The organism is Paenibacillus sp. HB172176, assembly GCF_011947265.1.
Classification (GTDB): domain Bacteria; phylum Bacillota; class Bacilli; order Paenibacillales; family Paenibacillaceae; genus Pristimantibacillus.
The window spans coordinates 143,752-159,442 of sequence record NZ_JAATHD010000003.1 but is presented as its reverse complement, the minus strand read 5'-3'; the positions used below and the strand labels follow the sequence as shown (position 1 = coordinate 159,442).

The window sequence follows — 15,691 nt, the reverse complement described above, 5'->3', positions numbered from 1 at the left end:
GGTGACTTTATATTTCAGCTTCAGGTTAATCCCTCCTAGAGCGTGTTTGTAAGCCCGCCCCTAGCTATCCTTGCGGTATTCAGCCGGGGAACTGCCCGTGTAGCGCTTGAACATGCGGCTGAAATGCTCAGGAGATTCGTAGCCGACCTGATACGCGATTTCGTAACGCTTGAGCTCCGTTGTCGTCAAGAGCAGCTTCGCTTCTTCGATGCGAAGATCCGTCACGAAATCCCATATATTCTTCTTCAGTTCCTTCTTAAATAAATAGCCCAGATAAGCCGTGCTGAAATGCACTTCATCTGCGATATCCTGTATCTTCAGCGCGGGGTTCCGATAATTCTCGCGAATGAAATTCGTAATCCGCGACAATATGGATTGATCCCTCTCCTTCGCGAACTCGTGAATCAATTCGACGCTTTCCTCGATATAACGCTCGAGCTGAGCCTGCCTCTCCTTGCCGGCAAGACCTCGGAAATAGACATCCGGGTCGAAACGATGCAGCGACGCTCCGCTGCCCCGGCCATACTCAAGCACCAAGCCATAAATGCGATAAACGAGCATGCCGAAATAGCTGTTCATGAGTTCCTCGGTATGGCTCAATTCCTGAAGGGGACTCAGAATCACTTGCGGATTGACGGCTTGGGGATTTTCCTGGCCGCCCTTCATGAGCTGGATGAACTCATCCACCTTCGCCATCCACTCCGCCATATTCAGATTTTGCTGCTCGGCTACGTCTTCATAATAGAACACCTTCTGCGTAGGATGGAGATTCTTCCATTCCGCCGCCGCGTTGGCCTCTTCCATCAGCTTGGGAAGCATCAGCACATTGCCGTGCAGCGTCGAGATGCCAAGCGTCGTCTCTACATTCAAATATTGCTTCACGTTCATTGCGATCATCTGACCGATGAGATGCAATTGGGAATGAGCTTGAAAGCGCTGTCCAGAAACCTCTTGATCGCTGATCTGAATAATGCTGATGAGCTCATTGCCGAAGCCGTTGAAGGTCAATCCGTTCCATTCCGTCAGGCTTTCTTCTATTATATTGATCGTCGCATACTTCAGCAGCTTCCGGTCTTGAAGTCTGATCTCGCGATTGCTGAAGCCGCCGTAGCTGAGATCGAGTCGTATGGATATAACGCCGAAATATTGCCCTTTCACCTGTTCGCCAAGCTCTGCGATCAGATCCTGATAATCGTTCTTCGTCAGGCTGCGCTCCGTGACAAGCTCCATCAACAGCTCGTTGCGTCTGACAACGGCGCTCTTCTCGTCCCGCTCCTGCATCGAACGCTGGAGCGACTGCTTGCCAAGCTCCTCCTTCTCGCTGAGCACCTTGCCAACGACCCGCAGCAGCTCATCGAGCTCCACCGGCTTCACCAGATAATCTCTGGCGCCGAGTCTGAGCGACTTCTTCGCGAAGTCGAACTTCTCATGAGCCGAGATGACAATGACCGGCAGATTGGATTGCTCCATATAGATTGTCTCCATCAGCTCGATGCCGTTCATCCTGCCCATCTGTATATCCGTTAATACAAGATCAAAGGTGTCCATTCGCAAATAATCGATGGCTTCGAAGCCGTTCAAGGCTGTTTCCACATAGGATATGTTCAATTCTGAAGCCAGCAGGAAGTTCTTAATGCCTGTGCTCACTCTCGGCTCATCGTCCACAACCAGAATTTTATACATGGAAACCTCCCGTTTTACGCGCTGTATTGGAAGTCAAGCCGCCGTACAACGCGTACGGCGGCTTGACTATGAATAGTCCAATTATAATGGAAGTTCCCGTGATATGCCATGATGAATAACCGCGAAATGATGATGAATTGCTAGATTCGGCTGTTAATGTCTCCTTCCGGCTTGAGCTTGACTTATTCCGGCGAAAGCGTCAGCTTATCGAATACAAGGGTAAGTCCCGATCCTGAGGTGCCGGCGAGCGTGAATTTGAATTCATGATTGCCCGTCTGCGTGAAGTTCGCTACTCCGAGATCAAGCTCCCTGTAGCCGGAAGAAGCGCTGTATTCATCCTGAGGATTGCCTTGAAGCTTGCCGTCCAGATAGAGCTGGAATTGGCCGCGATCCGAATATTTCTTCACTCTCACATGAATGCGATAGGTTCCCGGCACGGCGACATTGACCGTGTGGCTGATATAATCGCCCGCCGTATTCCCAATCAGCTTCGTCACCTTGCCTCCGCTTGCGGAGCTGTCGCTGTATACGCCGAACGTATCCCCGGCGGATCCCGTTAGCGTAAGGTCCTCAGCCTCGTAGGTCAGGCTCGAAGGAGACGGTCCCGTACGCACCAGAATAATCGAGTCGAGCGGAATGCCATAGCCCGAGCTGGAGGCGTTCTTGCCGGTCACCGTGAACCTGATGGTCTTCGGTCCGCCCTTCTCGAAGGATATCGTTCCCACGGGCATCGTTTGGAACGATTGACTGGAGGCATAGCCGTCAATTCCGGATCCAACATCGACGCCTTGCACGGATAATTGAGTGATGCCTCTTGAATTGTATTTTTTCAGCCGAACGGATATTTCATACGTGCCTGACTCCGGCACATCTATCGCATTCTCGATATAATCGCCGACTGAATCGGCCGCATACCATCTCCATTCGCCGCCGCTTGCCGCCGCATCGGTGTGGTAGACCGTGGAAGTGTCGCCCGAGCTGTCGTACGGCAGGTCCTCGACTTCATAAGTTGTCGTCTGAGTAATGCCGCTGCATGTGCCGGTCTTCTTCAGCTTAATCAGCCTGGAAGCTCCCGCGCTGCCATTCGCATTAACGGATAGCTGAATGCTCGGCGACAATTGCTGTACGGTAATGGCCGGATCGCTCTCCAGCACGCAAGCCGCAGTGCCGCTCAACTCAATACCGATACTGCCGGTATTCACCTGTGTCGGGTCTGCCACAGCAATAGCCAACTCGCCGCCGGAATCTTCTACCATGACGGAGGCGATGCTGTCGCTCGTAATGCCGCCAACCGTCTTGGAACTATTCTGCCAGAATTGCGCGGCCTTGATGCCAAGCGTCGTCTCTTCGACCGCCTGCGCTTCATCGGAATTCTCGAGAACGTCGATGTCGGGACTGCTCGCGTAGGCGCTCGTCTCAGTCGTCGTCGCATTCGGCAAGGTCACATACGAATAGCTTCCCGCTGTCGGGTCGGTGCCATGGTTGACATAGAGCGTCAGATAGTTTCTCGTAATCAGCGTCGTATCGTCAAAGCCTTTGTAGCTGTTGAGATCCTTCCACTTGCCCGTTCTCGCTTCTCTCAGCGCTTCCAGATTGGAGGAATCGGGGAAATAATACCCGATGCCCGAGCCCGACGTGTTGCCGTCCAGATGCGCCCAATCCACGCCGGTCAGCGACTCGCTCCAGCCAAGCGTGGTCGACTTCGCCGTTCCATCCACTGTGAACGCGTTGTTGCCGGATGCGTTCAGCTTGCGATTCTCGACGATCGTCTCGACGGGGCTTCCGTCTGTCGAAGCGATATCCGAGCCGAGCGCCACGATCTCATCGTCGAACATGAACCAGGATTTCTTCGCGTCGAGCGTCTGGCTGTAAGGCATGAGACGCATGCCAATCACTCCGTATTCGCCGAGCGACGCTCCCCCAACCTCGTTGCTGCCGCCGTAATGACTGCCTACCGTGCTGTTCTGCTCGACCGTTGTGCCCGGCAGACGATATGGATTGACGGTTGGCCAGAAATCATCGCTGAACTGTGATTGATCTGCATTGTACAGATAGGTCATGCCGTCGGCCGTGTGCCAGGCTCGGGCATTCTCCGCATTGATGGATTCATAATTGCTGATTCGCGTCGAGGACATGCTGACCGCGTAGCCGAAGCCTTCGCGGAGCTGCACCGCCCGGTCCATCTGAGGGAAGAGATAATTGCCGACGAGCTCGTCCCTTGCGACGATGGAGCTGTCGCTCATGATCGCTTTCGCCAGCACGATCATGTTGATGCTTGCGTCTTCGTAGAAATTACTGTAGGTCTCATCCGCAATCCATGCTTTAATCATCGACTGGATCGCAAGCTTGTCCGCGAACGGAGCGAATTGGGAGATGCGAATCAGCGCTTGCATAACATAGTGGCCGACCACATGATCCTGGAACTTGTTGCGGGAGATCTCCCTTCCCCGCGACATATCCATCATCGCGCCGTTGTACACAAGCGGCTCGAAGCTGTCGTACACCCATCTCGCGACAAAATCCTTCCGCGTATCCACGACCTCCCAGGTGGAGCCGTCCAGCACGTACATCATGTTCGCGATGTCGGAGATGAGGTTTTTGCCGTAGCCTCCCGTATAAGGATGGACCCCGTGCTGGATGAAGGAGCCGTCTGTATAGAAGCCGTCGCCGTCGGTCGAATATTCGAACACATCGCCCAGACCGTCTCTCGCTTTGTACAGCTTCGCGCTGTCCTTGACGATGATGCCGCGCACCCCGACGACCGTCACCTTCCATACGCGATTGGCGCCGGATAGCTCGACCCCCGGCGAGAAATGCTCGATCGCCGTCATATAGTTCGCGATCTGCGTGCTTGTCAGATCGTCGTACATCAGAATTACGAGATCGTTCAGCGCAAGCGGCGTGCCAATCTCCCAATCCCACCAGTTGCCGGATGCCGGCGTCGTCTCGTTATAGTTGTTCGCGTACATCCAGTCCATGGCGTCGACGATATCGTCTCTCAGATCCGTATCTCCCTCCAGCGTTGAGCCGTAGGTCGCGTAGCCGAGCGCCATGTCCTTCAGCTTGCGATACGTGTCCCTCACATCCGCCGAACCGCTGCCCAGGCTGCTCCAAAGCCGGGTTCTCGAGGGATCCGTATTCAACGTATCCCAATTGCTCTGCGCCGCGTCTTCAATCTCGTCCAGCTTCGCCGCGATATCCGCGTCCCCTGTGCTGTAGCCTGTGCCTCCCGTGATCATCTCCTTCCACTTGGCGCGGAGCGCGTCGTACTCATCCGAAGCGAACGCCTTTTCGTTTGCGAAGGGCAGCATGCTCGCCAGCATCACGCATACGAGCAGTATTGCAGGCCATCTTTTTGCCTTCCATACCATGTTCATCATTGCCTCCATTCTTTTTTGGAAACGCTATCATGCCTTGCAATACAAGAATAACCCGTATTCGCTCCGACGAATACGGGTCATTTTTTATGTTTATGTTTGCTTTTTTAACAGTCTAGCTCCTTATTTCACATAACCGAGCTCCTTGAGCGTGCTCTTCGCTTGTTCGAGGTACGTCGTCACTTTGAAATCGTTCATCAGCTTCTCGACAAAGCTGTCGTATTCGTCCAAAGAGCGCTGACCGTAGATGAATTTCGTAATCTCTTCGGTTTCGTAGCGATTCTTGTCATTGATCGAGATGCCGTCCGGAATTGGAATAAACTCGTTAAACGTGTTAATGCGCGGCTCTTCGGCGGCAAAGGTGACATAGCTCTGCTGCTTGTCGAATTTCGTCTTGAGATAGTTGAGCTCGTCGCGGCCCGTTAATTGATGATTGAACGCGTAGCTCGTCTCCGAGATTCGGTCGGTCGGCACAACCTTGTCGCCTTCCATATTGTAATGCTCGCCTTCGATGCCGTACATGACCAGCTTTGAGCCTTCGTCGCCGGTAATATAGTTGATATATTCGAGCACCTTGTTCAGCTTGTCGGGCTCATCCTTCAGAGTGGCCGGAATCGCGTATCTGCCGCCGGTGCTGCCGATATCGAAGCTGCCTTGATACGTGCCGCCGGGACCGGTCAGAGCGGGAAGCTGAATCCATTCCGCGTTCGGATTGATTGCTTTGTATTGCTCCACATAATTATCCTTCACCATCTCGCCCCAGTTGAGATAGACGATGCCCGCCTGGCCCATGAATGCCTTCTCTTGATGCTTGAGCCCCTTGTTCGTCATAAATTCGGGATCGACGTAACCGCTGGACACGAGATCATGAATATAGGAGAGCGCTTCCTTCATCTCCGGCATGGCAGTTGAATATTTCACTTCATTATCTCCAATCTGGAATTGCCCGGGAGTAGCCACTCCGAATGCCGCGAACACCGCGTCGAACGTCGAAGGCGCATTAACCGCGTCCGGGCTGCCGAAGCCGCTTCCGGTGATTCCGTACGTGTCGTTCTTCCCGTTCTTGTCGGGGTCGTTCTTCGTGAATGCCTCGGCTGCCTTCTTGAAATCCTCAACGGTTGCCGGCACATCCATGCCTACCGCGTCCAGCCAATCCTTGCGAATCCAATAGGTCGACATCGGCAAGTATGCGCGCTTTGGAATCGCATACAGCTTGGCATCGATTCTGCCTTTGTTCAGATCATCCTCCGTCAGCTTCTCCTTCACATTCGGCATCTGATCGAGATAAGGACCCAGATCGAGCAGGAGCTGCTGCTCGGCATAGGTTTGAAGCTGCGGCTTCGATACCGCGAACAGATCCGGCATGGAGCCTCCCGCAATTTTAACATTGAGCTGCTGCTCATAATCCGTCGCCACCACATTGAAGTTCAAATCCATGTTCAGGCGCTTATCCAGCTCCTTCAGAATAAAATCCTCGTTCTCAGCGGGCATGCCCGAGCCGGACGCGAAGAAATTAATCTCGACCGGCTTCGCAGAAGCATTGCCCGTTGCCGTTGCTTCCGGCTTGGCGCTCGCCTCATCCGTAGCGTTATTGTTGTTGCTGCCGCAGCCCGCGAGCATTACCATACCTGTGAGCACGACGGACATTAGCGTTGCCATCCCTTTTTTTCTCATATCCATTCTCCTCGCTTCTTCTATTACTTGCTATGTTAACCCTTAACTGATCCAAGAAGCATCCCTTGCGTGAAATATCTCTGGACAAAAGGGTAAACAACTACGATGGGCAAAGCGGAAATAACAACCGCGGACATCTGCAGCGACTCGGAAGGAAGCACATCCTCCGCATCCATCGGCGGCATCATGGCGCTCGCCAGTATATTCCGGAGTATAACCTGGAGCGGAAATTTGTCGCTGTCGTTGATATACATGATCGCTTGGAAAAATTCATTCCAATGGCCGACGGCATAGAATAGGCCGACCGTGGCGATGACCGGCATGGAGAGCGGCAGTACGATCGTCGCGAGTATGCGAAGCTCTCCCGCTCCGTCGATTCTCGCCGCCTCGTCCACCTCCTTCGGCAAACCCTCGAAGAAGGTTTTCATAATGAGCAGGTTGAAGGACCATACCGCGCTCGGCAGAATCATCGCCCATACCGAATTGATGAGACCGGTCATTTTCACGAGCAAATAGGTCGGCACAACTCCTCCGTTGAACAGCAGGGTGAAGGCGATCAGGAAGAGGAGTAAGGTTCTGCCCGGAAGATAGGATTTGCTGAGCGGATAAGCCATGAGCGCCGTCAAGACCAGATTGATCGCCGTTCCCGCAAGCGTAATGAACACCGTGATGCCGAAGGATCTCGGAATAAGCGAATCGTTCAGGAAAGCGGTGTACGAATCGAAGGTGATGCTGTGGGGGATGATGACGAAGCCCCCGTTCTTCAGCACCTCGCTGTACGGCGTGAGCGAGACCGCCACGACATAGAGCAGCGGGAACACCACGGCGATGACGATGACCGCCAGAATCGTGTAATTCAAAGCATTGAATAGGCGGTCGTTCCAGCTTCTTACCATACCTGCTCCCCCCATCTCTTGGCGATACTGTTCGCGATGACGACCAGCACGAATCCGATGACGGATTTGAACAAGCCGACCGCCGACGCCAGACTGAAATTGAGTTCCTCAAGTCCTGTTCGGAATACCCAAGTATCTATGATGTCTGCTACCGGATACACATGAATGTTGTACATAATGTAGATTTGGTCGAAGCCCGCATCGAGCATATGGCCGAGCTTCAGAATGAGCAGCAGAATAATGACGCTGCGAATGCCCGGCAAAGTGACATGCCAGATGCTTCTCATTCGCCCCGCTCCATCTACTCTCGCCGCTTCGTACAGGGCGGGATCGATGCCCGCGATCGCCGCGAGATAGATAATCGCGCTCCAGCCCGTATCCTTCCAGATTTCCGTACCGACGAGAATGCTCCGGAACCAATCCGTTGAGGACAAGAATGGAATGCTGTGTCCGATGCTGTCCTTGATCCACATATTGATGAGGCCGCTGGTTTCGGACAGCAAGGACAGCGAGATGCCATAGATGATCACCCAGGACAGGAAATGCGGCAAATACGTAACCGTTTGCACGATCGATCTTGCGAACTTCACTCGAACCTCGTTGAGCATCACCGCCAGCAGAATGCCGGGAAGCATGCCCCATGCCAGCTTGTAGAAGCTGATCAGGAAGGTGTTCCTCAAGATTTGCGCGAAATAGGGAGAATCGTAAAACGCTTTGAAATGCTTGTACCAGGGATTCGCCCAAGGGCTGTCGAACATGCCGCGCATGACGTTGAAGTCCTTGAAGGCGATAATCGCGCCGCCCATCGGAGCGTACCGATAAAGCGCGTAATAGATCAGTCCGGGCAGAAGCATGAGGTACAGCACGCGGTATTTCCATAGCAGTCGGAGCGATGCCGAAAGCCTTCTTGAGACCGCAGCCGTCAGGGGCTGCTTGCTTGCGAGTACAGGTGGTTGATGATCCATGCTGCCAATCTCCTTTGCTAATCGTCCTCCTGTTGGAGTGGAGGACTTAAGGTGAGACGCCTCTGTCTTATGTATAAAGAATAACCCGTATTTTCCGGAGAAAATACGGGTCGTTTTTTATATTTAAGGGTGCATTTTTAGTGTACGGGCGTCAGATGCGCTAGAGCGACGGGCGGTGCTGGATTCGGCACTGCAACGCTGGAAATCTGCGCTAGAGCATCGTCAATACAAGCTACAATGTTTCGACAGTCACAGAAATGTCGCAAGCTTCCACTACCGTGCAGCACAAGTACTTTCTTCAACCCAATCGCTACCCGCTCCTATCCAACTTCTCTATGGCTGCGTCAGCCGGCAGCAGCGGATGCTTCAGCTTGACCGTATATCCCTTCTCGGTCGATTCTGTCTCGAGCTTGTACGCTTCGCCAAAATAAATGCGCAGACGCTGCCGAACATTGGCCAGGCCAATGCCCTCCGACTGGCCGCCCTGCGCCCCAGGGCCGTTGTCCGCGATCGTGATGGCGATATGTTCATCCTCGATCATCGCGGTAATCAGGATTTTGCCGCGACCGTCCGTCCGCTTGTTCATGCCATGACGTATCGCGTTCTCGACCAGCGGCTGCAGCATCAGCTGCAGCATGCGTGCGCCGAGCAGATCGCTCTGAATCTGATAGAGCATCTTGAACTGCCCGGGATTTCTCAGCTGCTCGATTGCCGCATAGTTCTTCACATGCTCGATTTCGCGTTCCACGGTCGTCCAGCCGTTGCCGTCGCTAAGCGTGAAGCGGAACATGCCGGCTAGGCGCGTCACCATCTCCGAGATAACCGGCTCGTCGATCGCCTGCGCCTTCCATTTGATAGAGTCCAGCGTGTTGTACAAGAAATGGGGGTTGATCTGCAAGATGAGCATCTGACGCTCCAGATCATTCTTCTCCTTCTCCATCTCCCGAATCGTATCCATCTGCTCCTGCAGACTGAAGATCATGGCATTATAACCGTAGATCCACTGTCCGATTTCGTCCTGCCTGTCCTGCTCCGGCATCGGCTTCAGTTGTCCGATTCGCACCTTCTTCATATACGAAATAATTTGCTTGATCGGGTTCGTGAAGGATCTTGCGATCAGACTCAGGAGGAGGACGATCAGCAGCAAACTAAGCGCGACCATCCAGATCGAAAAGCGCTGCACCTTCTGCAAATTGGCCGTAATATCCGCTCTTGGCAGCAAGATCGATAATGTCCAGTCCTTGACCGACAGCTGCAGCGAGGCATGAAGATAACTGCTGTCGCCTTGTTTGAGAAGCGACGGCTGACCGTATTGCGAAGGATCCTCATGCGATAGAATACGCCCGTCGCCATCGGCAATAATGATAGCTGCCTGAGGATAAAGCGACGGGCCGATCAATTGGTCCCGAATCATGAATTGCGGAATGCGAATGGCCATCACACCAACAGGAGTAAAGTTGTCGAGCGTGCGAATCTGCCTCACATAGATGAAGTCCGGCGCCTTCCATTGCTCGTTCCAGCCCGTCGTCCAAAAGCCCTTGCCATGCAGAGCCGCCGCTTCGTCATACAGCTCCTGGGATGGAGAGACCTGCTTGTACTGAAGCAGGTTGGCATAATTGGGGAACTTGTCGATTTGCAGCGGGAACACATACAGCTCGTACGGTCCCTTCAATTCGGAGATGAGCGTATTCATCTCTTGAATGAACGCTATCTCATCCGAGAATGAGGCCGGCGAAGGACTCTTCAGCAGCTGCTGAAGCTCTTGCGAGGCAAGAGCCTTCTCGGACAAGCTCTCAGCATCCGTCAGGACCCGCTCCATGCGCTGCGCGTTCTGATTCACGTTGTCGGACAGGAACACGCGGGCAACCTCTTCGATTTGATCCTTGGAACGATCGTAGGACACATAGCCGAGCAGCACCACGGGCAGGGATACGGAGATGACGAGCGCAAGAAGCAGCTTATGGAACAGCGTGCCCCTTCTCATGAGATCGCCGACCGCCTTCATTTGCCATACCTGAATGCTTTGGGAGATTCGCCCGTCTTCTTCTTGAACAATTTTCCAAAATAATGGATATCCTGATAACCGACCGCTTCGACGATTTCGTAAATTTTCATGTTGGAATGCCTCAGCAGTTCCTTCGCCTTCTGCATGCGGAGCTCTGTCACGTAATCGAGGAAGTTCGTTCCGACTTCCTTCTTGAACAGCTGGCTCAGCCATACCGGATGCAGATTCAGTTCGTCTGCCAGTTGTTGCAGCTTCAAATCCTCCGTATAACGCTCATGGATGATCGACAGCGCTTGCTCGACAAGCGAATTTTTGTTCAATCCCTTCAATTGAAGCGCCAGCTCCTGAAAATAATTCGCAATGGCCGCGCTGAGATCATCCATTGATTCGCAATCGTCCATCTCCTCCCACAATTCAAGTGGAATGACGCCAAGAGCAAGCTTCGTGTTCTTCTGCAGCTTCTCCTGAAGCCCCATGACGAAATCCATGCATGACTGGGAATAATCCGCAGGCCTCGTCGCCTTCCCGTTCATGACCAGACTATGGACGTATAAATCAGCCGATTCCCGAATGCCCTCGACATCCCTCATCGCAACCGAGGAGAGCATGCATGCCGCAATCTCTTCTTCGCTGCTATGCGACTGTTCCTTGAGCTGCTCGAAACGGCAAATATCCTGTTCGCGACTAAGAAGCGCCGCTCTCAGGGCATCTATGGACTGGCTGTAAGCTTGATGAAGCGCAAGAATGCCGCTTGTCGGCTCGCTGACGCCTATGCCCGTCTTCACCTTCTGATAGCGGGTAATCCCTTCGCTTAATGTCATCAGCAGCTCTTCCATTTCATTGGAAGAAGCGATAATAATCCAATTTCTTTTTGCATTCTGGAACGTAACGGAGGGTTGAAATCGCTGCAGCAATTCTTCGATGATATTGCCGATTGCAAAGCTGAGCGTATCCTCTTCTCGCTCGCTCAGCTTATTTGGAGGCGCTTTCATTGTTATCGCAAAAATACGGCAAGGCTTGTCGACCAGCCATTCCAGTCCCCAGGTCTGAAGTCTGTGATGGATATGCTCCTGCAAATAAGCGGGCTTCAGACATAGGCCTGACAGGAACACATCCCGCATCGATCTCGTGCCGAGATGGGCCATTTCCTTCGCATGATGCCGCTCCTGCCGCTCGCGTTTCTCTTCTCTGACCCAGGCCATGCAGTCAAGAAGCTTCTGACTGAAAGCGGCCGTGTCGAACGGCTTCAGGAAATAATCAACCGCGCCAAGCTTTAGCCCGCGCTTCGCATAGTCGAAGTTGTCAAAGCCGCTAACGATAATGACCTTCGGCTCGTAATGGTCGATTTGAATGCTTTCCATCAAATCCAGTCCGGTTGAATCCGGAAGAATGATATCGGTCACGATGAGCTCGGGCAGATGCTCCTCGATCACCTCCATCGCTTCCCCCGCATGCCGGCAGAAGAAGGCGTGTTCAAGCTCCGCATCGAGCTGCTCCACCATGCGCTTCATGCCCTCGAGCGACTGCGGCTCGTCTTCGATAATGAGAATTTTCATCGTTGTATGCTCCCTCCGGGCTCATGATTTGTCTCCATAGTAGAGCCGCAGCTCAGACCTTGTCAATGCAAATGAAACGACTGCGCAGCCATCCGCCGTCATGACGCGGAAGCGAACGTATACTGGAACCCGCATCGGATGCCACATCAAATCCCCATCGCATTCCCTATTAAATTCCCTTTCAAATCCCGAATTGGAGCTTGTACTGGAATTTCTCCCTTTTATCCGTACTCTTCCGTCCCTTTTCGCGATATGCAGGAAAAACTCCCGCTTATTTCGGTCGAATCGCAGCATACAGCTGAAATTCGGACAATAAGCGGGACTTATTCCACTATAAATGCAGAAAACGCTATGTTCGCTCAATTATACTGGAGATTTTCCAGTACATGCCGAGTTTGATTAACCGTGTCGCCGACTGTTGCGCTTGAGTGTAATGTTTGCCGCATCCGTTAAAGGATAATCGATCCCCCGTCGCTCAACTTGCCGCGGAGCTCGCCCGTATCGATGTCCCTCACCGACTTCGATTGCTGCAAAGCCAGATAGGCTGCGACGCCAGCCGCTTCCCCCGTCTGATTCATATTGACCATGACACGCACGCCCCCGAAGGCCTCTTCATCCACGTCGATCATCCTGCCCGCGACAATCACATTGTCATAGGGGCCCTTCGGAAGCAAGCTCCGATAGGGAACCTGGTAGTAGGTCGGATCCTTCTCCAGAGGTCCGCGCCATCTGCTCACCTCGTTCGGATGACCCGGCCGCACATACACCTGCTCGCCATCCAAATATTTGAACGTCAGCCCCGGTTTGTCCTGATGATGAATATCGACACGGTAGCTTCCGTACGCAATCGCGTCATCGAAGCTTTTCCCCAGCAATACTTCCTCGCCCTGCAATTGATAGAGACAATCGATATGCCGGGTCTCCCTTGTTCCGATGTAAGAGGGCAGCGACACAAGCGCGATTTCATTGTCCGGGCCGTACTTTCGGATCAAGTCCATAATCGCGCGCACCTGCCTGCGGCCTTCGATCTCGCTGTAGGTCAATTGCTCGCCGTCGGCGCTGTTCGCATGATAGACGCGAGTTCCCGCATACATGTAGACATCCTTCGTGCCGGGCACATGTCTTCCCCAGCCGAAGCCCTCCGGCAGATCGAATTCCTTGCTGTATGCAAGTCTCGCCGCCTGCAGATCAAGTCCGATTAACCGATCGCTGCCGGTCACATCGTCCTGCGCCTTGCTGTTCTCGCCCCAGCCGCTGATCTTCGCGCAAGCCGTAGAAGGCTGAAAATGCGAGGATATGCGATGATCCAGCTCCAGTCTTGCGCAAAGATCGCCGTCGCCCGTCGCATCGATGAACGCTTTGGCGCGAATGGCTCCCCTGCCCGATTTGTTCTCGACGATAACCGCCGTAAGTTCGCCGTCCTCGACATGCGGCGCCACGAACATCGTGTGCAAATACGCCTTCACGCCGCTCTCGATGATGAGATTGTCGAGCTCAATCTTGAGCTCCTCGGTATTGAGCACGTACCCGACCGAATGACTCTTCTTCTCCTCCGCGACCGCACCGATCCGCTGGAGGCGTTCAACTGTTTCGAGCGTCAAGCCGGCAATAATTTGTTTCGAAAACGCAGTATCGTAGAGGGAATGCCAGATGTTGACGAGACCTGAGGTGGCAACGCCGCCGAACGCGTTCTGCTTCTCCACAATGACAACCTTCGCTCCGAGTCTCGCCGCCCGCACCGCCGCGAAGACCCCGGTGCAGCTTCCCCCGAGCACGCAAATATCTGCTTCATGGAAAACGGGAATTTCTCTTGCTGCTTCTTTAATAATCATGGGCTTCAATCTCCTCCTGGACCTCAGAATCCATCAATTTGGCTTCCTTTTTAGCAGTCTGACTAACTCTAGTGGACATGACAGACCTTATTCGACTAAAATACGAGAATTCTCCATTTTGGCGGACATAACAGACCTTATCTTGTGGAATCCACTCTTATATTCTTGATTTGTTACAAATAAGAGCGCTGGTGTCCATGAAAATGAAGAATGATGATTTTTGATGTGAATAAGTGCATCTGTGTCCGTTAGCATATCAATTGACGCTTCTATGGTACTGTCCACAATGATAGACGGCCTTTCAAAATTGGTTAGAATGATTTGACAATTCTCCAATGCGCGCATTTGGTATCAATATTCAATTAATATCATTATAGAGGTATATAAATCATTTAATCCATGCACTATACTTAAAAATGGCATATACTTTATTTCAATAAGTCAGAAGCGGATTTTAATCTGGTTGATTGGTGGGGTGGCAGGTTGCTTAGTTTGCGGGCTAGTTGGTGAACGGGAGGAATGATGATATGAAAGACTCGTTAGAGGAAAACAATTCTATAAGGGCTGGCAAGCTGACAAATACTAAAAATGTGACAGAGGAGCGCGCCCCGCAAACCATTGATTTAGAGCGCTTCTCCCCTGAAGCAGCATCGCACGCAACCGCTGGCTCCAGCGTGGTTTACAATTCCGACTTCGCCCAATTCCCCTCGCCTTGGGAGCATGTCATCATCGTAATCCGACATCACTACTATGATCGGAAGCAAGCCTTCGAGCAGGATGCGGATCGGTATACCGAGTGGGCCGCCTTCGCCGTAACGGAAGGAGACTTCGAATGGCGAACCGGCGAAGCACCGGATGCCAGCGCGAGCGCCTCCCAATACCAGAGCGCCAATACAGGCCAGATCGTCATCTGCCCGCCGGGACTGCTGTTCCGCCGCCGAACCGGCAAGCCCATCTCCTTTCATTACTTTCTCTTTCACTTTACAAACAACGAAAAAACGCCTGTTGATTCGTCCTTCTATCAACAAGCGTTTCTTCTTTCATTTCAATCCTTGCAGCGGGTCTCGCTCACGCTGGACACGTTGCGGTCGCCGGTATCGGTCATGCATGCCGCTTATCCGCAGTGGCGGAGCCATGCTTTGCTTGATCTATTCCGTCAATTCGCGCTCGAGCAATCCATCAACTTCGAACCCGCTGCGGGACAACAAACAAGCGCCTCCGAAGACAAGCTGATGCATGACGCCCGCGGCATGCTGGATTCCGCAGCCAACGAGCCGCTATCCATTGCGGCCGTCGCCAGCTTCTTCGGTCTGAATGCCGTGCAATTCTCGCGGCGTTTCCAACGAGCCTTCGGACAGAAGCCCTCGCAATACGTCGAGCGAATCAAGCTGGGCAAGGTTTGCCATCTGCTGACGCATACCCGCATGACGCTGGAGGAGATCGCCATCGCCAGCGGCTTCAGCAACGGCTTCTACTTAAGCCGCTTCTTCTCGCTCAAGATGGGCATGCCGCCCTCGGAGTATCGCCGCCAGCACCGGATTTGATACGCATGAGCCGACTGGCCCGCTTGATGTACTTTCCGCATTCTAGCTCAGGGATATGAGCGGATCGAAGAATCCGTTCAGAGCATGTTGAAAAATCACAAGCTTGCAAAATTCATTAGAGCTTCAAGCCAATCATATAGTTAGTCCCCATGCGCGAAT

Annotated in this window: 9 protein-coding genes; 1 reads left to right on the top strand and 8 read right to left on the bottom strand. The window is 53.0% G+C overall.

What is annotated here, in order from left to right:
• Positions 1–60: 60 nt before the first annotated feature.
• From HFP08_RS05695 to HFP08_RS05660, 8 genes are all read right to left on the bottom strand, one after another.
• Positions 61–1,683: a response regulator transcription factor gene (locus tag HFP08_RS05695; RefSeq protein WP_168119574.1), complete on the bottom strand. Its 1,623-nt coding sequence runs from the start codon at positions 1,681–1,683 to the stop codon at positions 61–63.
• Between the two features lie 182 nt (positions 1,684–1,865).
• Positions 1,866–5,054 (bottom strand): polysaccharide lyase family 8 super-sandwich domain-containing protein, encoded by a 3,189-nt coding sequence (locus tag HFP08_RS05690; protein WP_168119573.1) that lies wholly within the window; start codon positions 5,052–5,054, stop codon positions 1,866–1,868.
• Between the two features lie 129 nt (positions 5,055–5,183).
• Complete coding sequence (locus HFP08_RS05685; RefSeq protein ID WP_168119572.1) at positions 5,184–6,734, bottom strand: extracellular solute-binding protein; 1,551 nt, start codon at positions 6,732–6,734, stop codon at positions 5,184–5,186.
• A 35-nt stretch (positions 6,735–6,769) separates the two neighbouring features.
• Positions 6,770–7,630 (bottom strand): carbohydrate ABC transporter permease, encoded by an 861-nt coding sequence (locus tag HFP08_RS05680; RefSeq protein WP_168119571.1) that lies wholly within the window; start codon positions 7,628–7,630, stop codon positions 6,770–6,772.
• The gene (locus tag HFP08_RS05675) at positions 7,624–8,595 is read right to left on the bottom strand and encodes an ABC transporter permease subunit (RefSeq protein WP_168119570.1); all 972 of its coding nucleotides are present in this window, start codon (positions 8,593–8,595) and stop codon (positions 7,624–7,626) included. Before HFP08_RS05675 ends, HFP08_RS05680 begins: the two co-directional genes overlap by 7 nt.
• Positions 8,596–8,905: 310 nt before the next feature.
• The gene (locus tag HFP08_RS05670; RefSeq protein ID WP_168119569.1) at positions 8,906–10,579 is read right to left on the bottom strand and encodes a sensor histidine kinase; all 1,674 of its coding nucleotides are present in this window, start codon (positions 10,577–10,579) and stop codon (positions 8,906–8,908) included.
• A gap of 17 nt (positions 10,580–10,596) precedes the next feature.
• A complete protein-coding gene (locus HFP08_RS05665) occupies positions 10,597–12,156 on the bottom strand; it encodes a response regulator (protein WP_168119568.1) in 1,560 nt (519 codons plus the stop codon).
• 449 nt (positions 12,157–12,605) lie between these two features.
• Positions 12,606–13,988: an FAD-dependent oxidoreductase gene (locus HFP08_RS05660; RefSeq protein WP_168119567.1), complete on the bottom strand. Its 1,383-nt coding sequence runs from the start codon at positions 13,986–13,988 to the stop codon at positions 12,606–12,608.
• A 527-nt stretch (positions 13,989–14,515) separates the two neighbouring features.
• On the opposite strand from HFP08_RS05660, the gene HFP08_RS05655 reads away from it, so the two are divergent.
• Positions 14,516–15,532 (top strand): helix-turn-helix domain-containing protein, encoded by a 1,017-nt coding sequence (locus tag HFP08_RS05655; protein WP_168119566.1) that lies wholly within the window; start codon positions 14,516–14,518, stop codon positions 15,530–15,532.
• The last annotated feature ends 159 nt before the right edge of the window (positions 15,533–15,691 follow it).

Bases quoted from the DNA above. Each gene is read 5' to 3' on its own strand.
- HFP08_RS05695 (WP_168119574.1), bottom strand. From the start codon at position 1,683: ATGTATAAAATTCTGGTTGTGGACGATGAGCCGAGAGTGAGCACAGGC.
- HFP08_RS05690 (WP_168119573.1), bottom strand. From the start codon at position 5,054: ATGGTATGGAAGGCAAAAAGATGGCCTGCAATACTGCTCGTATGCGTG.
- HFP08_RS05685 (WP_168119572.1), bottom strand. From the start codon at position 6,734: ATGAGAAAAAAAGGGATGGCAACGCTAATGTCCGTCGTGCTCACAGGT.
- HFP08_RS05680 (WP_168119571.1), bottom strand. From the start codon at position 7,630: ATGGTAAGAAGCTGGAACGACCGCCTATTCAATGCTTTGAATTACACG.
- HFP08_RS05675 (WP_168119570.1), bottom strand. From the start codon at position 8,595: ATGGATCATCAACCACCTGTACTCGCAAGCAAGCAGCCCCTGACGGCT.
- HFP08_RS05670 (WP_168119569.1), bottom strand. From the start codon at position 10,579: ATGAGAAGGGGCACGCTGTTCCATAAGCTGCTTCTTGCGCTCGTCATC.
- HFP08_RS05665 (WP_168119568.1), bottom strand. From the start codon at position 12,156: ATGAAAATTCTCATTATCGAAGACGAGCCGCAGTCGCTCGAGGGCATG.
- HFP08_RS05660 (WP_168119567.1), bottom strand. From the start codon at position 13,988: ATGATTATTAAAGAAGCAGCAAGAGAAATTCCCGTTTTCCATGAAGCA.
- HFP08_RS05655 (WP_168119566.1), top strand. From the start codon at position 14,516: ATGAAAGACTCGTTAGAGGAAAACAATTCTATAAGGGCTGGCAAGCTG.